The organism is Robinsoniella peoriensis (assembly GCF_000797495.1).
Taxonomy (GTDB): Bacteria; Bacillota; Clostridia; order Lachnospirales; family Lachnospiraceae; genus Robinsoniella; species Robinsoniella peoriensis.
This window is the reverse complement of record NZ_JTGN01000007.1, coordinates 171,242-195,085: the sequence shown is the minus strand read 5'-3', so window position 1 is coordinate 195,085 and position 23,844 is coordinate 171,242. Positions and strand designations below refer to the sequence as shown.

16 protein-coding genes are annotated in these 23,844 nt (G+C 41.6%); all 16 read right to left on the bottom strand.

Annotated features, from left to right (window positions below; genetic code table 11):
* Positions 1-79: 79 nt before the first annotated feature.
* The 16 genes from QR40_RS15750 to QR40_RS15675 all read right to left on the bottom strand — a co-directional run bounded on the left by QR40_RS15750 (position 80) and on the right by QR40_RS15675 (position 23,837).
* Positions 80-2,242, bottom strand: a complete 2,163-nt coding sequence (locus tag QR40_RS15750) for a polyribonucleotide nucleotidyltransferase (RefSeq protein WP_044295936.1) — start codon at positions 2,240-2,242, stop codon at positions 80-82.
* 178 nt (positions 2,243-2,420) lie between these two features.
* Positions 2,421-2,687: a 30S ribosomal protein S15 gene (gene rpsO / locus QR40_RS15745; RefSeq protein ID WP_027294240.1), complete on the bottom strand. Its 267-nt coding sequence runs from the start codon at positions 2,685-2,687 to the stop codon at positions 2,421-2,423.
* Positions 2,688-2,849: 162 nt separating this feature from the next.
* On the bottom strand, positions 2,850-3,278 hold the full coding sequence (locus tag QR40_RS15740) for a DUF3592 domain-containing protein (protein ID WP_044295935.1): 429 nt from the start codon (positions 3,276-3,278) through the stop codon (positions 2,850-2,852).
* Entirely contained in the window at positions 3,279-4,175 is an 897-nt protein-coding gene (locus QR40_RS15735) for a bifunctional riboflavin kinase/FAD synthetase (RefSeq protein ID WP_044295934.1), read from the bottom strand. It abuts the gene before it with no gap.
* 23 nt (positions 4,176-4,198) lie between these two features.
* Entirely contained in the window at positions 4,199-5,095 is an 897-nt protein-coding gene (gene truB, locus QR40_RS15730) for a tRNA pseudouridine(55) synthase TruB (RefSeq protein ID WP_027294243.1), read from the bottom strand.
* A complete protein-coding gene (locus QR40_RS15725) occupies positions 5,092-6,060 on the bottom strand; it encodes a DHH family phosphoesterase (RefSeq protein ID WP_027294244.1) in 969 nt (322 codons plus the stop codon). The genes truB and QR40_RS15725 overlap by 4 nt, the downstream gene beginning before the upstream one ends.
* A complete protein-coding gene (gene rbfA, locus QR40_RS15720; protein ID WP_027294245.1) occupies positions 6,053-6,439 on the bottom strand; it encodes a 30S ribosome-binding factor RbfA in 387 nt (128 codons plus the stop codon). Before rbfA ends, QR40_RS15725 begins: the two co-directional genes overlap by 8 nt.
* Before the next feature lie 19 nt (positions 6,440-6,458).
* Complete coding sequence (gene infB / locus QR40_RS30960) at positions 6,459-9,743, bottom strand: translation initiation factor IF-2 (protein ID WP_152614222.1); 3,285 nt, start codon at positions 9,741-9,743, stop codon at positions 6,459-6,461.
* Between the two features lie 13 nt (positions 9,744-9,756).
* Positions 9,757-10,068, bottom strand: coding sequence for a L7Ae/L30e/S12e/Gadd45 family ribosomal protein (locus tag QR40_RS15710; RefSeq protein ID WP_027294247.1), 312 nt, complete (start codon positions 10,066-10,068; stop codon positions 9,757-9,759).
* Entirely contained in the window at positions 10,055-10,333 is a 279-nt protein-coding gene (rnpM, locus tag QR40_RS15705; protein WP_027294248.1) for an RNase P modulator RnpM, read from the bottom strand. The genes QR40_RS15710 and rnpM overlap by 14 nt, the downstream gene beginning before the upstream one ends.
* 15 nt (positions 10,334-10,348) lie before the next feature.
* Complete coding sequence (gene nusA / locus QR40_RS15700; protein ID WP_044289389.1) at positions 10,349-11,644, bottom strand: transcription termination factor NusA; 1,296 nt, start codon at positions 11,642-11,644, stop codon at positions 10,349-10,351.
* Positions 11,645-11,665: 21 nt separating this feature from the next.
* Positions 11,666-12,133, bottom strand: coding sequence for a ribosome maturation factor RimP (gene rimP / locus QR40_RS15695; protein ID WP_027294249.1), 468 nt, complete (start codon positions 12,131-12,133; stop codon positions 11,666-11,668).
* 214 nt (positions 12,134-12,347) lie between these two features.
* On the bottom strand, positions 12,348-14,594 hold the full coding sequence (locus tag QR40_RS15690; protein WP_044295933.1) for a DNA gyrase/topoisomerase IV subunit A: 2,247 nt from the start codon (positions 14,592-14,594) through the stop codon (positions 12,348-12,350).
* A 44-nt stretch (positions 14,595-14,638) separates the two neighbouring features.
* Complete coding sequence (locus QR40_RS15685) at positions 14,639-16,564, bottom strand: DNA gyrase/topoisomerase IV subunit B (RefSeq protein ID WP_027294251.1); 1,926 nt, start codon at positions 16,562-16,564, stop codon at positions 14,639-14,641.
* A gap of 172 nt (positions 16,565-16,736) precedes the next feature.
* Positions 16,737-17,906: a ComEC/Rec2 family competence protein gene (locus QR40_RS15680; RefSeq protein ID WP_044295932.1), complete on the bottom strand. Its 1,170-nt coding sequence runs from the start codon at positions 17,904-17,906 to the stop codon at positions 16,737-16,739.
* Positions 17,907-18,005: 99 nt separating this feature from the next.
* The gene (locus QR40_RS15675) at positions 18,006-23,837 is read right to left on the bottom strand and encodes a metallophosphoesterase (protein ID WP_044295931.1); all 5,832 of its coding nucleotides are present in this window, start codon (positions 23,835-23,837) and stop codon (positions 18,006-18,008) included.
* Positions 23,838-23,844: the final 7 nt, after the last annotated feature.

Sequence of the window (23,844 nt, the reverse complement as noted above, 5' to 3'; positions counted from 1 at the left end):
AAAAGAAACAGCCAATTGATATCCCATAAGGGGAAGCTCAAATTTGACTGTTTCTTTTTAATTATATAAGAGAATAAAATTACTGCTCTGAATGCTTCTCAGCTTTCTTTTCTGCATATTCTTTATGCTCTTTGTTCTCTTTATTTTCTTTATTTTCTTTATCTACATCTTTCATACTGAAGCTGATTCTGCCCATTTTATCCTTGCCAAGACAAACTACTTTAACCATGTCTCCAAGAGTCAGAACGTCTTCTACGCGGTTAATTCTCTCTTTTGAAATTTTAGAAATGTGAACCATTCCTTCTTTGCCCGGAGCAAATTCGATAAATGCGCCAAATTCTTTGATACTTACTACTTTTCCAACAAAGAACTGTCCAGCCACAAAATCAGTTGTGATGATTTTGATCATATCGATTGCTTTATCCATGCTGTCTTTATCTACACCGCAGATAGATACTGCACCATCATCGGTGATATCAATCTTTACACCGGTCTGTTCGATAATTGCATTAATTGTTTTACCTCTCTGACCAACTACATCACCAATTTTGTCCGGATCAATTTTGATCTGCACTATCTTTGGTGCAAATTTGCCTACTTCACTGCGAGGTTCTGCAATTTCCTTATTCATAACTTCATCTAAGATAAAAGTTCTTGCTTCTTTTGTTCTTGCAATCGCTTCTTCAATAATTGGTCTTGTTAGGCCATGGATTTTAATATCCATCTGAATTGCTGTGATACCATCCTGGGTACCTGCTACCTTAAAGTCCATATCTCCAAAGAAATCTTCCAGTCCCTGGATATCTGTCAGTACAAGATAGTCATCATCTGTATCTCCTGTTACCAGTCCTGCTGAAATACCAGCTACCGCTTTCTTAATTGGAACACCCGCTGCCATCAAGGACATACTGGATGCACAGATACTAGCCTGAGAAGTAGAACCATTCGATTCAAAAGTCTCGGATACGGTTCTGATTGCATATGGGAATTCATCTGCTGAAGGCAATACCGGAATAAGTGCACGTTCAGCAAGAGCTCCATGTCCGATTTCACGACGTCCCGGTCCTCTGGATGGTTTTGTTTCCCCAACGGAATAGCTTGGGAAATTGTACTGATGCATGTATCTCTTAGAAGTCTCAGCTTCGTCTAAACCATCGATTCTCTGCGCTTCCGATAAAGGTGCCAGCGTGGTAATGGTACAGATCTGAGTTTGTCCGCGTGTAAACATTGCAGAACCATGAACTCTTGGAATTAAATCTGTTTCTGCTGCTAATGCCCTGATTTGGTTGATTGCTCTTCCATCCGGACGTTTGTGGTCTTTTAAGATCATCTTACGAACGGTCTTTTTCTGATACTGGTAAACGGCTTCATCTAATACTGCAAGCCATTCTTCGTTCTCAGCAAAGCTTTCCGTTAATTTATCTTTAATAATACGGATATTTCCTTCTCTTGTCTGCTTGTCATCTGTGAAGACAGCTTCTTCCATCTGCTCTGGCGTTACAATTTCCTTCATTGCTGCAAATAATTCTTCCGGAACGGCACAACTTGTATAAGTATGCTTCTCTTTTCCGCATTCAGCAACAATTGTATCGATAAATTTGATTACTTCCTGATTTAATTCATGTGCAGCGAAAATAGCTTCAATCATTCTTGCTTCCGTAACTTCGTTTGCACCTGCTTCGATCATAATGACTTTGTCTTTGGTAGAAGCAACGGTCAACTGAAGATCAGATACTGCTTTCTGAGCCGCATTTGGATTAAATACCAGTTCCCCGTCTACCAGCCCCACCTGAGTGGTAGAAGTAGATCCGTCGAATGGAATGTCAGAAATAGCAGTTGCAATAGCGGAACCCAGCATTGCTGTTAATTCCGGGCTGCAATCAGGATCTACTGACATAACCAGGTTATTTAATGTAACATCATTACGGTAATCTTTTGGGAATAATGGTCTCATTGGTCTGTCGATTACACGGGATGTCAGGATTGCATTTTCAGATGCCTTTCCTTCTCTTTTATTAAATCCTCCCGGAATCTTTCCAACAGCGTATAATTTTTCTTCATATTCAACACTTAAAGGGAAGAAATCAATTCCTTCTCTCGGCTTTTCTGAAGCAGTAGCTGTTGATAATACGGTGGTCTCACCATAGTGCATAAATGCTGCACCATTTGCCTGTGCTGCAACTCTTCCTACATCTACGGTAAGAGTTCTTCCAGCCAGTTCCATTGAAAAACTTTTGAACATATTTTGTCTCCTTTTAATTTGCTGCAGCATACTTTCCGAAACAACTGAAAAACAGACTTAACTGAAATCTGCTTTTCAGTGGTCTCGGCTTCTGTGATGCTACATGATTTGGTTAACGGTTTACGGGTTGCGAAACAAACTTAAGGGACGGATTCCTCCGCCCCCAACTTTGTCCGAATTATTTTCTGATTCCTAATTTTGCAATCAAAGTACGGTATCCTTCAATATCAGTTTTCTTTAAATATGCAAGTAAACCACGTCTCTGACCTACCATTTTAAGAAGACCTCTTCTTGAATGATGATCTTTCTGATGCTCTTTTAAATGCTCTGTAAGTTCCTGAATTCTTGCTGTTAAGATAGCGATCTGTACTTCAGGTGATCCTGTATCTCCAGCTTTTCTGCCATACTCGTTAATAATTGCTGTTTTCTTTTCTTTTGAAATCATTTTGATTTCCTCCTTATTATTTGATCGCCTGATACTAAGAACATGGTCGGAGTTGTCCAAAATTCTGAATATCGGCTGTATTGCCGTGTATAAGAGAACGTAAACTTACTTGTAAGCACGGCCTTACACACTTCGATAGTATATCACATCTGTATTCTTACGTCAACCTCTCGTTGCAAATAAAAGGAAGGTTATTCCACCTGCAATACAGAACAAAAACCCTATTAAATAAACAGCGGTCAACAGATATGATCTTGGATCTTTTTGCAGAATTTTAAAATGATATGGCTTTTCCAGATTATAACATATCTTTAATTGCTGTTTCATTCTGAATTCACTTGGATTACTTCCCTTTTCATAACGCTCCTTAAAAAGCAGCCCATTAGCATAATATGCAATTACCGGATAATAATAATGATGTATTCCGGCTCTCTCGCCTTCGTCGTCCGGTTTATCCATAACCAGATCTACAACCTGACCGTCAGCACGTCCCTGATAATCTTCTTTCCCCTGAAAGTAATACCGGAAGGCAGCTGTACCAATCACCAGAACTACTCCAATAAAAATGAATACCCCGCTTAAAATTAACATCTATTGCTCACCAAAATATTCCTTTCCAAACTCAATATCTCTGTGCATGCACTCTTTTAATTTTTCTAAGGAATCAAATTTCATTTCAGGGCGCTCAAACGTATAGAGCAGAATCTCAATCGTCTTGCCATAAAGATCCTGGTCAAAATCAAAAATATACGTCTCAACACCCCGAAATGATTCGCCGACTGTAGGCTTATAACCGATATTGGTAATGCCGGGATACATTTTCCCATCAATTACGGTCTTAGATGCATATACGCCGTTAGGCGGCAATAACTTTTCTTTCTCCGGGATCAGATTGGTAGTAGGCATTCCAAGTGTTCTGCCTATTTTCCTTCCATGAAGTACTTCTCCGATAATTCCATATGGCCGTCCCAGTAGTTCATTTACAACTCCCATGTTGCCTTTTTTTAATTCTTCTTTTACAAATGTACTGCTGATATCTTTTCCTTCGTACTTCTTTTTATGAATCACCTCGACCTGAAATCCATATTTAGTCTGCAGGGCCTGCAGAAGCCTGTAATCTCCTTTTCGTTGATATCCGAAATGAAAATCTGTCCCTACTACCAGATACTTTGCATGGAGGCGGCCTGCCAGGATCTCAGATACAAATGTTTCCGGCTCCATATGTGATATTTCCGGTACAAAGGGACACTCAATCAGGCAGGAAAGTCCCTGGTCTTCCAGAAGTGACCTGCGTTCTTCTCCGGTTAATAATACTTCAGACCTGTTGGAATTCAAAGTGAATACCACACCTTTCAATCCCTCTCGCTGAAGCTGTCTGACACGCCGTATTAACCTCTGATGCCCCCTGTGTAAACTGTCAAATTTACCTAAGGTAACTGCACAAGCTTCCTCACAGCTAAATTCTGTCGTTCCTACGATGTACTCCATACTCTTTTGTCCCTCCAGTGACCTTAAACGGCAAATATCTTGACCGGCTTAAATCTTTTTTCGGCTTTTTCGTAACCGTAAACAGCAAAAAATTGTCCCCCGGCATCGTAAACTCTTACGAGTCCATCCTGCATAGGAACCTGCCCTGCCGTATGGTTATCATAAAACATATTGCCATTGTATAATAATTTGTGGAACTCTTCTCTTATATCAACCCTCGGATACTCTAAAAACATTTCATCAATTGGCGTGATATGATCCATCAGGGTTCCATTATCCCGCAATTCTTCTATCTGACCCAGGGTAATACTGTCCTCAATCACAAAAGAACCAGCTTTTGTGCGAATCAGACTTTCCATGCAGCCTCCACAGCCAAGTTTATCACCAATATCATGACACAAAGTACGTATGTAAGTTCCTTTTGAGCAGGAAACAGTCATGGTGACACGCGGCAGTGCAGCCTCATCTATCCTAATTTCATGAATATGAACCAGTCTTGCCTTGCGTTCAATAACTTTACCTTCTCTAGCCAATTCATACAGCTTTTTACCATCTACTTTTAATGCAGAGTACATGGGGGGGATCTGTTCATAATCTCCGGTAAAGCTTCGTATCGCTTCCTGAACTTCTTCCTCAGTGGAAGTTACTTCTTTTTGAGCTAATACGGTTCCGCTGGTATCCTGTGTATCTGTAACGGTACCAAGCAGCAACACCGCCTGATAGGTCTTATCCCTGTCTGTGAGCATATCACAAAGTTTTGTACCTTTTCCCAGACATACAGGGAGAACTCCCGTGGCATCCGGATCCAATGTACCGGTATGACCGATTTTTTTCTGCTTTAGAATCCCGCGAAGCTTAGCTACCACATCATGAGAAGTAAACCCCTGCTCTTTGTAAACATTTATAATTCCATGAATCACGATTCTTTCTCCTGTAACAGCTGCTTTTCTATATGTTTTGTTAAATTATTAAGCACATCATGCATCGTTCCCTGCAGCGTACAGCCTGCAGCACGTACATGACCGCCACCACCGAAATATGCACCGATTTTACTTACATCTACAATACCATTAGAGCGCATACTCACCTTAAATTCCTGGCTGCCCGTCTCATAGATAAAGATTGCCACTTCAACACCTTTTGTATTGCGAAGCTGGCTTACGATACCATCCAGATCTTTTGGTTCCACTCCATAAAAAACCATATCTTTCTGATGGATAGCACTGATAATGCACTGTCCGTCCAGAACCATAATGCTCTCTAAGAGCGCTCTTCCGAGTATCTGATTCTGAACATATGATTTTTTATAATACGTATCATCTAAAATACCGGAAAAATCAATTCCTTTTTCCATCAGATCTGCAGCTGCCCGCATGGTTTTCGCTGAAGTACAGCTATACTGAAATACTCCCGTATCATGTGCAATTCCCATATAGAGTGCTTCTGCTATTTCTTTTGTAATCTTATCTTTGTCCAGCACATCATAAACCAGTTCTGAAGTGGAACTTGCTTCCGGGACAATATAATCCACATCTGCAAATCCTGAATTGCTGATATGGTGGTCAATGCACATCCTGCGTTTTGCTGTTTCAAAATATTTTGCAGCTTCGCCCAAACGTTCCTTATCTCCGCAGTCCAGGGAAATGAACAGATCATATTCCATTTCCTTATCACAAGTATGGTGAATCTCATCTGTTCCCTGAAGAAAGCGGTAAGAGTCAGGAATCTTTTCTAAATACACATCTACATCTGTAAGTTGCGGGAAGTTTTTCTTTAAATAGAGATACATTCCCATGCTGGAACCCACGCAGTCACCGTCCGGCCTGATGTGGCCGGCGATAGCTACCGTTTTCACATGATTCAGTTCAGATGCTATGTTATTCATTCTCATCATCCTTTTCTGTCTCTTTGATATCTTTGTTGACATCGTCAATAAGTTTCGACATATTCACACCGTATTCAATTGACTGGTCTAAGATAAAGCGAACCTCTGGCGTATTACGAAGATTAATCGTTCTGGCAAGCTGCCTGCGGATATAACCCTCTGCACTTTTTAATCCTGCCAGCGTATCTGCCTGGGATTTTTCATCACCCAGAACACTGATATACGCTTTACAGCTTTTTAAATCCGGTGCTACTTCTACGGCAACCACGGAAGTCAGCGGATTAATCCTGGGATCTTTTATTTCACCCCGGATTATATTAGACAGCTCGTGCTGGACTTCTGCATTGACACGTGTATTTTTAATACTGTTTTTTCTCATATATAAAACTCCGTTCTACTTAACGTGGAACCTCAACCATTGTGTATGCTTCAACCTGGTCAAACTCTTGCACGTCATTGAATTTTTCAAATACCAGACCACATTCATAACCTGATTTAACTTCTTTTACGTCATCTTTAAATCGTTTCAGTGATGCAAGCGGTCCTTCAAAAATCTGTTTTCCTTCTCTGGTAATACGCACGGAACAGCCTCTCTGGAATATACCGTCCAGAACATAAGAACCTGCTATTGTACCAATTCCGGATGCTTTGAATGTCTGGCGTACTTCTGCATGACCCAGTACCTTTTCTTCAAATACAGGATCTAACATTCCCTTCATTGCTGCTTCCACATCTGCGATTGCATCATAAATGACACGGTATAAATTTACATTTACCCCTTCGCGTTCTGCGGTAAGTTTTGCCGTTGCATCGGGACGGACATTAAATCCAATAATAATTGCGTTGGATGCAGAGGCCAGTATAACGTCAGATTCATTGATAGCACCAACTCCGCCGTGAATAATCTTAACGACTACTTCTTCATTGGAAAGTTTTAACAGACTCTGTTTTACCGCTTCTACACTACCCTGTACATCGGCCTTGACGATAATTCCGAATTCTTTCAGATTACCGGCTTTAATCTGTGTGAAGAGATCATCCAGGGACATTTTTGCTTTCGTATCTTCCAGCAGTTTTTCACGACCCTGGCTGATAAAGGTTTCTGCAAAGCTTCTTGCTTCCTTATCGCTGTCAGTTGCAACAAATATCTCGCCTGCGTTTGGTACGTCGCTTAAACCTAAAATTTCAACAGGAGTAGAAGGGCCTGCTTCTTTTACTCTTCTTCCCTTGTCATCCATCATAGCACGTACTTTACCATAACAGGAACCTGCTGCTATCGGATCACCTACTCTTAATGTTCCTTTTTGAACCAGAACTGTCGCTACCGGTCCTTTTCCCTTATCTAACTCTGCCTCGATCACAAGACCTCTGGCTTTTCTCTTTGGATTTGCTTTTAACTCTGCAACTTCTGCTGTTAAAATAATCATCTCGAGCAATTGCTCAATACCTTCCTGTGTGTGTGCTGAAACCGGTACAAATATCGTACTTCCGCCCCAGTCTTCCGGAATCAGTTCATATTCTGATAATTCCTGTTTTACTCTTTCAATATTGGCACTTGGCTTATCAATTTTATTGATGGCAACGATAATCTCAATTCCAGCGGCTTTCGCATGGTTGATTGCTTCAATTGTCTGCGGCATAACACCATCATCTGCAGCTACTACCAGAATGGCAATATCTGTAGAGTTCGCTCCACGCATACGCATAGCTGTAAACGCTTCATGTCCCGGTGTATCCAGGAATGTAATTTTCTGTCCATCAATATTTACCACATAAGCACCGATATGCTGTGTGATTCCACCGGCTTCTTTTGCAATAACATGTGTATTACGGATGGCATCCAAAAGGGATGTTTTACCATGGTCAACATGACCCATAACACATACTACCGGAGGTCTTGCTACTAATGTTGTATCATCATCGTCATCTTCTTTTAAGAGTTCTGCGATAACATCTACTTTTACTTCATGCTCTGCAATACAGTTGTATTCCAATGCAATCTCTTCTGCAGTATCATAATCGATTTCATGATTTACCGTAACCATTGTTCCCTGAAGGAATAATTTTTTAACAATAACAGCAGCCTGGATTTTCATCTTATCTGCAAGTTCTTTAATTGTCAAAATATCCGGTAAGATAATTGTCTTGATTTCATCTTCCTTCTTTTCTACTGGCTGAGACATCGGCTTAACTGGTTTAGCAGTCTTGCTAATAGCTTTCCCACCCTTGAAATTACTATTCTTCTGATTTGGACGGTTACCTTTGGTTTCTTTTACAAATTTATCTGTTTTGTTAAATTTATCTGCTCTGATTCTGGACTCTTTTGTAACCGGTTTAGCCAGATCTGATTTTGGAGCACTTGAAGCTGCACCATAAGATCCCTGTCCCTGTGAACGCTGTCCATTATTGTATGGTCTCTGGCCGCCCTGGTTATTATAAGGTCTCTGGCCGCCTTGACCGCCGTTGTTATTATAAGGTCTCTGGCCTCCCTGACCGCCGTTGTTATTATAAGGTCTCTGACCACCCTGACCGCCGTTGTTATTATAAGGTCTTTGGCCGCCTTGACCGCCCTGGCTATTATAAGGTCTCTGGCCGCCCTGACCGCCCTGGCTATTATAAGGTCTCTGGCCTCCCTGACCGCCGTTGTTATTATAAGGTCTTTGGCCGCCTTGACCGCCCTGACTATTATAAGGTCTCTGACCACCCTGACCGCCCTGGTTGTTATAAGGTCTCTGACCACCCTGACCGCCGTTGTTATTATAAGGTCTTTGGCCGCCTTGACTGCCCTGGCTGTTCTGGTTATTGTATGGTCTCTGGCCACCCTGACCGCCCTGGCTGTTCTGGTTATTGTATGGTCTCTGGCCACCCTGACCGCCCTGGCTGTTCTGGTTATTATAAGGTCTCTGGCCACCCTGGCTGTTCTGATTATTATAAGGTCTCTGACCACCCTGGCTGCCCTGATTATTATAGGTTCTCTGACCACCCTGACTGTTTTGATTATTATAAGGTCTCTGGCCGCCCTGGCTGTTTTGATTATTATAAGGTCTCTGGCCACCCTGATTGTTATAAGTTCTTTGTTCCGTTTCCTGTGGTCTGCTGTTTGGGGTAACCGGTGCCGCTGTCTGCGGTTCTTTTGCACTTGTATGCTGTACCGGAGCTGCCGTCGGCTGTACGGAAACAGGTTTTGCCTGTACATCACTTCCGGCTGCCGGCTGAACCTGTGGTTTTACCGGAGCTGCTGACTGCGCCCTAACTTCCGGGTTTTCCTGTGGCTTCACTGTCTGCTGGCTCTGTGGATGCTGTACTGCACCTGTATTTCCCTGAGGTCTTCTTGCCTGTCCCTGTGAACGCTGCTGACCCGGGCGCTGCTGCATTCCGGTACGGCTGTTCTGCGGACGGAATACCTGTGATATATTTTTTTTCTTTACCGGTTCTCCTGTGGATTGTTCTTTACTTTCCGGTTTTGTAGATGTGGATGCTTCCTGTGCCTTTACTTCCCCTGCTCCCGTTGCAGGTTTAGCAGTGCCTTTTCCGATATTTTTACGGATGTCATCCACCATACCTTCCTCTATTGTACTCATATGGCTCTTTACCGTTATTCCTTTCTCTGTAAGATAATTCATGACTTCTTTATTTTGTTTCCCTAATTCTTTTGCTAACTCATGCACTCTCAATTTTGACATATTACTACCTCCGTTAATTACTGTTACTAAGCTGCTTTTCTATGGCAGTAGATAACCCCTGGTCGGTCACTGCTAAAGATGCCCGAAACTCCTTTCCAATGGCGATACCCAGATCAATCTTCGTTCCATAAAAATAAATCGGCACTTCATAGTACGTACACATATTCTGAAATTTTTTTCTGGTATTATCGGAGGCTTCTTCGGAGATAATTACAAGACATGCCTGCCCTGTTTTTACTGCTTTCTCCGTCGAGAATTCGCCGCTTACAACTTTGCCGGCTTTCATTGCCAAACCAATGAGAGACAGAATTTTATTTTGTTTCAATATGCTCTATCTCCTTTTTTAAACCTTCATATACAGATGGGGGGATACTCATTTTTAATGAACGCTCCAGCCCTTTGCTTTTCACTGCCTTTTCAAAACATTCTTTTGAAAAGCACAGATATGCGCCTCTACCATTTTTTTTACCGGTCGTATCAATGACAAGTTCGTCTTCCGGTGTTTTGAGGACTCTCATCATTTCTTTTTTGTTTTTCATTTCCTGGCATCCGATGCATTTTCGCATAGGTGCTTTTTTAACCTGGCTCATACTGTACTCCTTCGATTACTTATCTTCCGGATCCGGACTGCCTTCCAGAGAAGCTTCTTCTTCAAGAATATCCTCATCAAAACCGTCTTCTTCCATCAGTTCATCTTCGTGAAATAATTCATCTTCTGTATATGCTTCCTGGTCTTCCATAATGTTCTGTGCAAATGATTCCTGCTCATCTGCCGTCTCATTATAATTTTCTTCTTCAAAGAATCCTTCTTCTGCTTCCTCTTCGAAAATATCTTCTTCATAAGGATCATCATAGAAGTCACCGGATTCTCTTGCCTGGGTTTCACTCTTGATATCTATCTTAAATCCAGTAAGCCTTGCTGCCAGTCTTGCGTTCTGTCCCTCTTTACCGATTGCCAGTGACAACTGATAATCTGGAACCACAACCTTAGCCGTTTTCTCATCATTATCTGCGATAACTGAGATTACTTTTGCAGGACTTAAGGCGTTTTCAATAAGTATTGCAGGATTCTCATCCCAGTTGATGATATCGATCTTCTCGCCTCTGAGTTCATTAACAATAGTGTTAACCCTTGCACCGTTTAAGCCGACACATGCGCCAACCGGATCTACATCAGAGTTGTTTGACCATACTGCTATCTTCGTTCTGCTTCCTGCTTCTCTTGCGATGCTTTTGATCTCTACTGTTCCATCCTTAACTTCGGTTACTTCAGATTCGAAAAGACGTTTCACCAGTTCCGGATGTGTTCTGGAAACCAGAATTTTTGGTCCCTTGGGTGTATCTTTTACTTCCAGTACATATACTTTAATACGTTCTGTAGGTTTGAAGATTTCACCTTTTACCATTTCATTTTCATTTAAGATTGCGTCTACCTTGCCCATATTGATACTTACATTCTTGCCAAGATATCTTTGAACAATACCGGTAACAACATCTTTTTCTTTGCCGTAGTACTGATTAAAGAGTACTTTACGCTCTTCTTCACGGATTTTCTGTAAAATAACGTTCTTCGCATTCTGTGTGGCAATACGTCCAAACTCTTTGGATTTCACTTCCACATTAACGATATCACCCACATCATACTTGGAATCGATCAGCATCGCATTAACAAGGCTGATCTCCATAACGCTGTCTTCTACTTTTTCCACCACTGTCTTTTCCATAAATACATGATATTCACAAGTATCCGGATTAATTGAGACTTTAACGTTGTCTGCTTTTCCAAAGTGATTCTTGCAAGCCTGAATCAGTGACTGTTCAATTGCCTCCAGCAATGTATCCTTGCTGATGTTCTTCTCCTTTTCCAGAATATTCAGCGCTTCTAACAATTCGTTATTCATGATTATACTTTTCCTCCTTGATTAGAAATCGAACGCCAGCCTGATCAGCGCAATATCCGATTTCTCAAACTTCATTTCTTCTTTGTCTTCTAATTCAATAGTTACGCTCTCTTTATCATAGGCACATAAGATTCCGACGAATTCTTTCTGTTTATTAAAAGCACGATAAGTACGGATTTCTACTTCTTCACCCATACTTCGTACGAAATCTTTCTCCTTCTTAAGCGGCCTTCCTAGTCCGGGAGAACTCACTTCCAGGATATAAGCATCTTCAATAAAATCCTTCTGGTCTAAAATTTCACTTAATGCGCGGCTCACTACTTCACAGTCATCAATTGCGATTCCGCCTTCTTTGTCGATATATGCACGCAGGTACCAGCTTCCACCCTCCTTCACATATTCCACATCAACCAGTTCAAATGCATGCTCCTTTACAATTGATAAGAGGATTTCTTCTGTTTTCTGCTCATAGATTTCTTTTTTCGTCATCTGCATCGCCTTTCTGTTCTACACAATAAAGATGAGTGGACTTTCGCCCACTCATACTCTAGTAATTTATTCATCATCTTGTTCATTATAGCACCGTGAATTGTAAATTGCAACCCCCAATTTGGGAGAAACTACCTGAAGCCCGGTTTCACTGAGGCTGTCCGCCTTTGCGTATTTACGGAGACTGCACGGACGGTTATTGGATTTTCACGGACTATACTCTGATTTTTGTTCCCTTGGTATCACGTTTGCCAAGGCGGAGTTTACTCAACTGTACTTCCTTATCTTTATATAGAATCGTAGTGTCATCCTGTGATGACAGATAGTAAACTTCCTGGATGAAATCATTTTCAGACAAACGGATCCCCCGCACGCCAACAGCGCCTTTTTTCTTCTGCGGAACTTCTTCTAATAAAAATCTCAGGAAAATGCCCTGATCTGTCTGCAGTACGATCTGCCCGCTGTCTCCAAGGCAGGTGACAGATACCACCTGGTCTTCTTCCGCCAGCTTCGTTGCGGCAATGGTTCTCTTTGCCACATCAAATTCTGTTCCTTCCACTTTTTTGATCATTCCTGTTTTCGTGGTAAATATCAGAACCGACATTTTCACCTTAGCCAGGGTTTCCACCAGTACGATCTGTTCTTCACTGCTGCTGTAGTTACAAAGATTGTCAATCGGCTTGCCCTTATCCCTAAACTTTCCGTAAGGCACATCCATTACTTTGATCAGATGCTGCTTCCCGGTATCTGTAAAAATACAGATCTTATCCGTATTCATACAGGAAAGGACATATTTATTTTCACTGTCCGCAGCTTCCTTATTCCGGTCATATGCAGTCACATCAATTGTTTTTGCATATCCGAACCGGTCCATAAGAAAGATCACTTCCATCTCTTCTATTTTCTTTTCTTCATAAACAGCTTCTGCAGCGTTTTCGATGGCTGTTCTTCGCGGTCTGGCATATTCTTTTTTGATGGCATCCAGTTCCTTAATTATCACTTTCGCCATGGATTTATAATTATTTAAAATATCCTCATAAGAAGCGATATTCTTAAGAGTTGCCTCGTGTTCTTTTTGCAGTGCTTCAATTTCAAGCCCTATCAGCTTATATAAACGCATCTCTAAAATGGCAGTTGCCTGGGCTTCCGTAAAATTCAAAGACGCGGCCGCCTTTTTGGAAGCTGCAGATTTGAATTTGATTCCTTCTGTCACACCATTAATCAGGCATTCTTTTACCTGCTTCTGGTTTTTGCTGCCTCTTAAGATTTCAATAATTAAATCAATAACATCACAGGCTTTGATTAATCCTTCCTGGATTTCTTTCTTATTTAATTCTTTTGCAAGAAGTGTTTTATATTTCCTGGTGGCAAGTTCAAACTGGAAATCAATGTGATATTCAATAATTGCTTTGATACCCAGAGTTTCCGGCTTACCTTGCGCCACCGAAAGCATATTTACACCAAAAGTATCTTCCAGACGTGTTTTTTTGTAAAGCATGTTCACAAGGTTTTCATGATCTGCATTTTTACGCAGTTCCAAAACAATACGGATACCGTCTTTGGATGACTGGTTGGATATATCCACGATGTCATTGGTTTTTTTTGTCTCCACCAGGGTTGCCACATCATTTAGGAACTTCCCGATATTGGCACCCATCATGGTATAGGGAATCTCGGTAATTACAAGACGGTCTTTTCCGTTTTTCCCAGGTTCAAACGCTACTTTTCCTCTGAGCTTAATCTTACCTGCACCAGTCTTATATATTTGAAGAAGATCATCTTTATTCACGACGATGCCGCCTGTTGGGAAATCCGGTCCCTGTACATACTGCATTAACTCTTCCGTTGTGATTTTATTATTTTTAATCGTTGCCTTTACCGCATCGATCACCTCTCCCAGATTGTGGGGCGGGATACTGGTTACCATACCTACCGCAATACCTTCCGCACCATTTACCAGAAGATTTGGCAGACGTACCGGCAATACAGCCGGCTCTTTTTCTGTACCATCGAAGTTTGGAATAAAATCCACGACATCTTTATCCAGATCATTTAAGTAAGCTTCCTGGGTAATTTTCTGCAGCCTTGCTTCCGTATAACGCATTGCCGCCGCTCCATCCCCTTCAATTGAACCAAAATTACCATGTCCGTCTACTAAAGGAAGGCCTTTTTTAAATTCCTGTGCCATTACCACCAGGGATTCATAAATAGAACTGTCACCATGCGGATGATATTTACCCATGGTATCCCCCACAATACGGGCACATTTACGATAAGGACGGTCATACTTAATTCCCAGTTCATACATATCATAAAGCGTTCTTCTCTGAACCGGCTTTAAGCCGTCCCTCACATCGGGAATCGCTCTGGCTATAATAACACTCATTGCATAATCGATGTAAGATTTCTGCATTACATCCGAATACTCTGTTCTAATTATCTGTTCCTGTATATTTTCCATTTAAATGCTCCTTCATCGTTATACCAATTAGCAGTTTGACAAACTTATACATCCAGTTCCGCATCTGAGGCATGCTCATAAATGAATGCCCTTCTTGGCGGTACTTCCGTCCCCATTAAAAGCTCCGTTACATTGGATGCCATTCTGGCATCTTCTATTTCCACAAGCTTCAAACGGCGCGTGGCCGGGTTCAGGGTAGTTTCCCAAAGCTGATCCGCATCCATTTCTCCAAGACCTTTGTATCGCTGCAGCGTAAAGGGTCCCTTATGGGCTCTGCGGTATTTTTCCAGTGCTTTATCATCATAGAGATATTCTTCCGTACCTCTGGATGGAACTGCCTTATACAATGGCGGCATTGCTATATACACGTGTCCTTCATAGATCAGATCCGGCATAAACCGGTAAAACAGGGTCAGTAGAAGTGTACTGATATGAGCACCGTCCACATCGGCATCTGCCATGATAATGATTTTATTATAACGCAGTTTCGATATGTCAAAATCGTTGCCATAGCCTTCAGAAAATCCGCAGCCGAAAGCATTGATCATTGTCTTAATCTCAGCATTCGCCAGTACTTTATCAATACTTGCCTTTTCAACATTCAGTATCTTACCACGGATAGGCAGGATTGCCTGGTAGTTACGGTCTCTTGCATTTTTGGCTGATCCGCCTGCGGAATCTCCCTCTACGATGAATATTTCACATTGCTCCGGTTTACGGCTTTCACAATTGGAGAGTTTTCCATTAGAATCAAAGGAATATTTTTGCCTTGTCAGCATATTCGTTTTTGCTTTTTCTTCAGATTTTCGAATTTTAGCAGCTTTTTCGGCACAGGAAAGTACACTTTTTAAAGTTTCCAGGTTACGGTCAAAGTAAAGGACAACCTCTTCTCCCGTCACCTTTCCGGAAGCTTTTGCCGCATCCTGATTATCCAGCTTAGTCTTTGTCTGGCCTTCAAAACGCGGAGCCGGATGCTTGATAGAAATTACGGCAGTCAGTCCGTTTCGGATATCGGCACCGGTAAAGTTGGCATCTTTTTCTTTTAAAATCCCTAATTCCCTTGCGTAATTATTCATGACGGTGGTAAAAGTTGTCTTAAATCCGGTCAAATGGGTTCCGCCCTCTGCATTATAAATATTATTACAAAAGCCCAATACATTTTCATGGAACTCATTGACATACTGAAATGCACATTCTACTGTTATGCCTTCCGCTTCTCCTTTAAAATAAATGGGCTCATGCAGGGATTCTTTATGCTGATTCAAATCCTTTACAAACCCAATAATTCCATCTGGTTCATGAAATTCAATATGTTCTGTCTCCGCTCCCCGCCTGTCTTCAAATACGATTGTAAGAGTCGGATTTAAATAAGCTGTTTCGTGGAGACGGCTTTTCACTTCCTCCGCCGCAAAATTAGTCTTTTCAAATATTTCCGGATCCGGCAGGAAGTTAATCAGTGTACCTGTCTTCCTGGACTTTCCAATTACCGGCAGCAGTCCGTTTTCCAAATCAATGACCGGAATTCCTCTTTCATAGCGGTCATGATGAATCGCACCTTCCCTGCTTACCTTAATATCCAGATACGTAGATAATGCATTTACGACAGAAGAACCTACACCATGCAGTCCGCCGCTTGTCTTGTATACCGAATCATCAAATTTTCCCCCGGCATGCAGTGTCGTAAATACCAGACGTTCTGCTGACATTCCCTTCTCGTGCATCCCCACCGGAATACCACGTCCATTGTCATTTACCGTACAGGAACCGTCTTTCTCCAGTGTTACCTCGATCCGGTCACAAAATCCAGCCAGATGCTCGTCCACTGCATTATCGACAATTTCATATATAAGATGATTGAGGCCTTTTCTGGAAACACTACCAATATACATACCTGGTCTCTTTCGAACTGCTTCCAGGCCTTCCAGTACAGAGATGCTGCTCGCATCATATGTCATCGTTTGCTTTGCCATTTTCATTATCCTTTCATAACTTATCATTTACCTAACCGCTATTATAACAACATCCGGATTAAAAATGCAAGTAAAAATCAAATTGCCTCTTCATCCGGTAACTTTTACAGGCATTAAAAAGGAACCCGCATATTGAAAAAGGGTTCCTTTTCTGATTCGTCTGATATTTAATTTACGGGCTGCATCTTTTGCAGGGATCATATCCTTTGGAAACTAAATCATCCCTGCTTCCATTATAATACTGCTTATTGGATTCGTTCATTTGTTTTACGGATGAACATCCGGGCTTATGAAATTTACCGGTATTCGTATTAATGATAAAATCCGTTCCTTTTGCCGGAGCCTCTGTTGCTGATTCCGTAGTTTGTTGTTCGCTCCGGCTATTTTTTATATCGCCTGATTTACCGGTTTTATCTTCTTTATTGGAAGTATATTTCCAGGTAATATCAGTCCCATCGCTGGATGCCACGATGGATCCCAGTTCATCTGTCCTATAATATTTAATCTTATTCTCAGATAACTTTTTAAGACTCTCTTCATCCGGAAGTCCGTAATCATTATCTTTCCCTACGCTGATAACCGCGTATGCAGGCTGTACAGCTTTTAGAAATGCATCCGTTGTGGACGTGCGGCTGCCATGATGGCTAAGTTTTAATACATCTGCCTTCAGATCGATCTTGGAATCCAGCATATCTTTCTCTGAATCTTTTTCAGCATCTCCGCACAGTACAAAGCTGTTCTTTCCATTTACCAATTTAATGCTTACCGACCAGTTATTATAATTATCGCCATAGTCCTTGCCCTTTTTGGGTGACAAAATGGTAAATTCAGAATCACCCAGCTTGTATTTCTTACCCGGTACAGGATCGGTAATACTAAGCTTCTTTTTTTCAATTGCAGCTACAACATCTTCAAATGTCTTCGTTGTGTGGGCTTTTGCCGGCATGATTAATGTCTGGATGTCATATGTATCAATTACAGTGTATAATGAACCGATATGATCTTCATGGGGATGTGTTCCGATTACATAATCCAGCTTTTTCACACCCTGTTTTTTCAAATAATCTAAAATTGTGTCTGCATCATCATTATTTCCTGCATCAACCAGCATATACTTTCCTGCTGACTCCACCAGAATACAGTCCGCCTGACCCACATCAATAAAATGTACATTCATCCCCTTATTTTGGGTGTCTTTACTTTTGGATATCTGTTGATCTGCAGCTGAAGCAGTTCCTGCCGCTGCTTCAGCTTTATTCATTCCGATTGTTCCAATTCCGCACAAAACAAAAACCATGGCAAATAACAGCCCTAATATTCTCTTTGTTTTAAATCCTCTCATCTCTTGTTCCTCCCTGGCATATATGGCAGCAGCCTAATGATACCTCTATATTAGTGCCAAATCATGGATTTGTCCAGTGCTTTGAAGGAAAATCAGTTCTTACCTGGTAACTTTTTTACTTATTACCTTGCCAGCTTTCCCGGTTATATTTGTTTTTCCAGATTTACGGTAAGCTCTTATTTTGTAGTAATAAGTTTTACCTTTTTTTAGTCCGCTATCGGTAAATGTAAAGGACTTTCGCTTAGTATTAGTAACTTTGATGGTTTTAATTTTTTTGAATGTCCCATTTTTACCGGCAGCACGATATATTTTATAGCCATCGGCACCATCTGTCTTCTTCCATTTGATGGATAAGGATTTCGTTTTTTTGTTGGAAACAGAAGCAATTTTAACTTCTCCCGGAACAACTTTGCAGCTTTTAATCGCAGAATAGCTTCCATATTTCTTCTTATTATTTATATATCCAAATGCTCGTATCTTATAGTAGTAGGTTTTTCCGGATTTACGCTTTTTGTCCGTATAGGAAGTCTGAGATCCTTTTTTTATGGAGGCAGCTACTTTATATTTTCCATTTTTCTTATCACTCCGGTAAATGATATAGCCCGAAGCATTTTTTGCCTTTTTCCAGGTGAGCTTCAGACTGTTATAGGAAGAAGCTGTTACTTTAAGAGCGGTGTTTCCAACGGTTACTTCAGGAGCAACGGGTTCTGACGGCTCATCCGGTTTGGGGGGCTGCGGTTTTGGCGGTTCTGGCCTGGACGGTTCCGGCTGCTTTTTCGTAGTATAGAATATATCTACATCTGACCGGGCAGTTCCCGTGTTATCATTAGTCACTTTGGCATACCATCCATATCCCGTTTCCGGCGAAAGCCCGCTATAGTTAAACTCTGCCTTGCCGTTAGAAACAGGTGCTCTTCCGATCAGCTCATCCGTGTATACTGCCGCAGCAAAACGGCTGGTTTCCAAAGATTTGGCTGAGGTATCAAAATCAACATCCAGTTCATAGATATCCTGATTAATTGCAATGGTTCCAGCGCCATAAGACTCCAGCTTTGGTGAATCAAAGTAGTTAAAATCTTCTTTCGCAGGCGAATAGGAATTCATATAAATCTTATCATTCTGAAGATCGAAATACAGGAATTTGATATACTCTGAACCACCTTCCGGATCTGACTGATAATCAGTACAGATCTGATATACCAGACGCTGTGTGCCATCCGCATTCTGGAATTCGTCTACCTGTATAGATGCACCATGGTAATGACCATTTAAAACTGCGATTACATTTTCATTTTTAGCTACTACATTTTCCTGAATCACCTTTCCGGCATAATCTAAGATGCTGTCATCTGTAATTTTAACATTTGCATATCTGTGGAAACACAAAATTGCTTTTCTATCTTTGTATTGCTCCAATACCTGATTCATCCAGTCAATCTCTTCCTGATAAATATCCCAGCTCATATATAGAATAATGAGATCCTGTCCATTTTCCGTCAGCAGATCATAATGTCCCAGATTATTCTTGTAGCTCTCTCCATAGTAATCCTTATCTGAGAACCGGTCTTCACCAAAATTATTCCAGTAATTATTGTAATACTCATTTCCTGCTGCTACATCATGGTTTCCGGCCAATACCCCATACGGCATATTGTTATCGTCAAATATTTTCATTGCCTGATCCGCACGCTGCCATTGATCCTGCATATCCCATTCGTCTACAATATCTCCTGTATGGATGGTGTAGCGAATCTTCCAATCCAGTGCATTGTTTACAATCCATTGATTCTGAGCTGAAAAATGGTCATGCCAGGTTTCTGCATAATATTGGGTATCTGTAATCCATGCCATGGAAAAGTCGTATTGCTCCGGTCTTAGCGTACCCTCCCAGCCAGAAAGTGCCGCACTTTTTGCTTTTCCCGGAGATACTTGTGGAGTACCTGCGCTTCTGCATTGAACCAAAAGATATGCCGTGTCCTGCACCACATGATTTTCTACCTGGAATACTGCCTTAATGCTTCCGGTATCATCTGCTTTTTTCAGCAGTTCCCATCGGTTTTCCTTTGTATTGTATACGTACATAGCGGTCGCATGTGTTTCGTCTGCATAACTTGCATTACCATCCCAGTTTGCGGCAATGCGGTCCGTACTTTTAACGGTCCCCGTCTTAACGGTAAAGATCTGATAAGGAAGATTGCCGGTAGGTGAGGTAACCTTCATTTCTTCATTTCCAGCAGCCAGTGTGATCTGGCTGCTCCCATCACTTTGTACCATGGTTACCGATCCATTTTCCAGGGTCAGGGCTCTTCCTTTATAAAATTCTGCTGTTCCGCTCTTCCCGTTTAATTGTGCAGCCTCCACTGTCAGTTTCGCCTGATCTGCTTTTGTTTCGCTGGTTTTTGCGGTAATTCCGGAAGGATTAACGGTATTTGTTGTGAATGTCACTTCATTTTCAGTTTTATTTCCGCAGATATCATATGCTGTTACCGTAAATGTGTGCTCTCCTGCCTCCATATCTTTTGAAGCAATTTTATATGGAAGTGAAATGGTATTTCCGTCCAGACGTGCCCAGGTCATCTGTTCCTGAATTCCATTTGCATCTGTGATTTCAGGATCAAACAGAATATCTCCTGTTAATACGTCATGATTCTGTATCCCCGGACGGATAACCGGTGCCGTATTATCTACGGTAACATTTGCTGTAGCTTTTTTCTCTTCTGAAACAGCTTTTACTTCATACACACCATCTATCAATTTTGAAGTATCCCAGTTTGTACCAACTGCGGTGAGTTTATCAGCAGGTATTGTAAAATGCAGTTCCAATGATGGCGCCATGGTACCATTTTTTGTGTCTCCGATCTTATATGTCCTGTCTATTTCCGGATTCTCCAGATCCAATTGGAATGAATCCCCTGAATAGGTATAATCCTGCATAGCGCGGTCGGGCCCGATTACTTCTCCATTTCCCAGCACTAATTTTACATTGTTCACCGTAAAATCTTCATGGTTTTCGGATGGCTGATAGATATCTTCAAACGGTGTTCCGGAATCACCTGCCCAAATAGTAAATGTAACAACGTAGTTTCCATTTTCATCTACTGCAAAGTATTTGTTATCTACCAAAAATGCGCGGTCTGCCAGATTTGTCCATTTTCCAAGATAGGATATGATCTCCCGGTTATTCTCCCCATATGGAGCTGTTACAACATTTTTGAAATAATTATCCTGACCTCCTGTTTCCAGCGAAAGAAAAGCACCATTTTCTAGTACTCCTGCTGTATCTTCTTTTTTATTATTAATTAATATCTTTGTATCTTTATTATTCTTGCCATTATTTGCAGTGATTGTCTTTACTCCATTTACAACGCTTGCGTCATTAACGTTCAGACGAATGCCCTCAAAATCATTTGCTCCATTGATTCCTACGGTGTAGGTTTTTGTCTTAGTACTGCGGTAAAGGTTGTATCCCTCAACATAAAATTCCAGGCTTTTATGTCCCAGGATTTCATTTGCCGGAATTCTGGCAAAAAAACGTCCATTTACCCGCTGCTTTGCTTCATAAACAGTGCGAAATGTCTCTTCATTATCAAAGCGGTACTTGATTGCCATGGAAGTCAATCCAATAGCATCGGTACAATCAAAAGCTGCAAATAATTCCTCTCCTTCACTAATGGATGCCGGCACCGGATTATCCGTACGTTCTTTCACAACCGGAGAAGCCCCTGTATCCGGATATTCCGGGTAACCCGGGAAATTTACCCGCTTATCTTCGGAAGGTACCTGCCATGTATGCGTATTTCCTGGTGATGGCTGCAGCTTATTTGATACCTTTATGCTTTCTTTATAATCGCCGCTTTTTGGATAAGTGTACTGAATGGCAGTATTCTCTCCAGGTTTACAATCAGCACCATTTTCATTGAAAGTAACACTTGCAATCACCTTATCAAAGGCACGTCCAATACTTAACTTTCGCCAGTCGCTGCCATGGAATCCAGCATAATCAATCCGAACAATATCCTTATTTTCAACCAGATCTGTTCCAAAATTTGTGTTAAACTGTTCTACGGTAGTTCCATTATTGCTCAACCACAAAACAACGCTTTTTCCGGGCTCCATATAGATATCCGGGGCATTTATTGTCCAGTTCTTAGATACTTTGCCTGCTTCTGCATCCGTCGGATACTGATAATAAAGGGTATAATAACCCAGATTTATCGTCTGGTTGGAATTGTTATATATTTCTGCATAGGTGTATTGTCCATTTTCATGAACTGGCAGCACTTCCGTAAAAATAAGGGGCGGCTCCTTTGTGTAGTCAAGATCGCCATGATTTACAGCCATCGTAATATTCTCTGTTAATTTTCCATCAGACGATTCCACGTGCCAGGTCACCTCATCCGACCAGAGAAGATCTTTCGACAGATCAACCGAGAACGTTGCTTCTGCACTTTTGTTTTTGGATTTCATCTGCACTTTTTCAGCCGGTAATCCTGCCTGCTGATAAGAAAGATATATATTTACCGCACCCAAAGCTCCGCTCACATCAACTGAAAACGATATCCTGTCTTCAAATTCTTCTGCCGCAGCATTGGTTAACAAGGTCTCTGCCGACAAATCCATCGGCTGGTCCGGCATCTGCCATGATGCTGTCATTCCAGGTGTTGGTTCTGCCTGAGTCGACACCTTATACCCCATATTTCCATCTTTTCGATAGGTAAACTGATCAGATACTTTTTTTGCAGGCGCCGGATTATCGCTTCCGCTGACACTGCATTCTGCAATAATATCATCCGTTGATTTTCCAATACGTACCGTCCGGTCCTGACTGGCATGAAAACCGCCATGCTTAATATGAATAACCTGGACATTCTGAGATATCCCATAATATTCCCTCATTGCAGTTTCTTTAGACTCACTATATACCGTTCCGCCCGGCCAGAAAATACAGCTTTCTCCCGGCTGTAAGATCACATCTTTATCTGATATATGGCCGCTTGGTACCTTGGAAGCCGTTGTGCTGTTATATCCATCCGTAAACCACTCCAGCCAGCTTCCGGTAGGATAAACGTAATAGAAAATATAATCTTTCAGATTGACTGCTTCATTTGCATTGTTATACACTTCAAACCAGGTATAGCCGGCACCCTTAGGGGACGCCTGCACAGCCTCTGTAATTAAAAGAGGCGACGCTTCATCGCTGTCAACCGAGCTAATGAGTACCGTATCTTCATCGCTGCTTTTTACCGACTGTTCGCCAAAAAATGCCTGGGTAAACCATTCAAGGCTGTCTGTATATAGCTCATCCCGCTCCAGAACTGCCTGATAGCTATCCGGATTATCCTGGCCAACAACTTGTGTCATTTCAACAGAAGTATATTCCTGATCCGGCAACTGGCGGTAAAACAGCCAGAGACTATCCGGTTTAGTCTCACCATCCACTGCTGCAGTTACTATTATATTTTCTCCCTTAATGTCATTTCCAGAAATTTCATTACGAATTGTATCCAAAAGTGAAGTTTTCAGATCAGAGTTATTCTCTGGCTTTAAATTATTATCGCTGCCTGCACTCGTGTCTGACTCATCAGTTTTAGGTTCTGACGATTCTTTATCATCCGATTGCCTTTGCTCTGTCTCCGGAAAATTTGTTTCTGCCTGGTATGTTTCCAGCGTATTTCTGCCATCCTCAGAAAAGTTCTGATGTTCTTCTACGCTTCCTGTCTGTTCAGATTCAGATTCAGATTCCGTATCTGTTATTTTACTTTGTGCTGCTTCGCTTTCATCGTTCTGACTCTGATAGACCTTGTCTTCTGCTATCGACGGAATCGTTTCCCCGGAAACAGCCATTGCATTTAGCGATGGAGTCATTACCATTGATATCGACATGGCAATTGTCACAATTAGTGCCGTAATGCGTTTCATTCTGTTTTTCATTTCTTAC

Excerpts from the sequence above, each read along its gene's own strand:
- QR40_RS15750 (WP_044295936.1), bottom strand. The coding sequence starts at position 2,242 with ATGTTCAAAAGTTTTTCAATGGAACTGGCTGGAAGAACTCTTACCGTA.
- rpsO (WP_027294240.1), bottom strand. The coding sequence starts at position 2,687 with ATGATTTCAAAAGAAAAGAAAACAGCAATTATTAACGAGTATGGCAGA.
- QR40_RS15740 (WP_044295935.1), bottom strand. The coding sequence starts at position 3,278 with ATGTTAATTTTAAGCGGGGTATTCATTTTTATTGGAGTAGTTCTGGTG.
- QR40_RS15735 (WP_044295934.1), bottom strand. The coding sequence starts at position 4,175 with ATGGAGTACATCGTAGGAACGACAGAATTTAGCTGTGAGGAAGCTTGT.
- QR40_RS15725 (WP_027294244.1), bottom strand. The coding sequence starts at position 6,060 with ATGAATAACATAGCATCTGAACTGAATCATGTGAAAACGGTAGCTATC.
- rbfA (WP_027294245.1), bottom strand. The coding sequence starts at position 6,439 with ATGAGAAAAAACAGTATTAAAAATACACGTGTCAATGCAGAAGTCCAG.
- infB (WP_152614222.1), bottom strand. The coding sequence starts at position 9,743 with ATGTCAAAATTGAGAGTGCATGAGTTAGCAAAAGAATTAGGGAAACAA.
- rnpM (WP_027294248.1), bottom strand. The coding sequence starts at position 10,333 with ATGAGCCAGGTTAAAAAAGCACCTATGCGAAAATGCATCGGATGCCAG.
- nusA (WP_044289389.1), bottom strand. The coding sequence starts at position 11,644 with ATGAATAACGAATTGTTAGAAGCGCTGAATATTCTGGAAAAGGAGAAG.
- rimP (WP_027294249.1), bottom strand. The coding sequence starts at position 12,133 with ATGACGAAAAAAGAAATCTATGAGCAGAAAACAGAAGAAATCCTCTTA.
- QR40_RS15690 (WP_044295933.1), bottom strand. The coding sequence starts at position 14,594 with ATGGAAAATATACAGGAACAGATAATTAGAACAGAGTATTCGGATGTA.
- QR40_RS15685 (WP_027294251.1), bottom strand. The coding sequence starts at position 16,564 with ATGGCAAAGCAAACGATGACATATGATGCGAGCAGCATCTCTGTACTG.
- QR40_RS15680 (WP_044295932.1), bottom strand. The coding sequence starts at position 17,906 with ATGAGAGGATTTAAAACAAAGAGAATATTAGGGCTGTTATTTGCCATG.
- QR40_RS15675 (WP_044295931.1), bottom strand. The coding sequence starts at position 23,837 with ATGAAAAACAGAATGAAACGCATTACGGCACTAATTGTGACAATTGCC.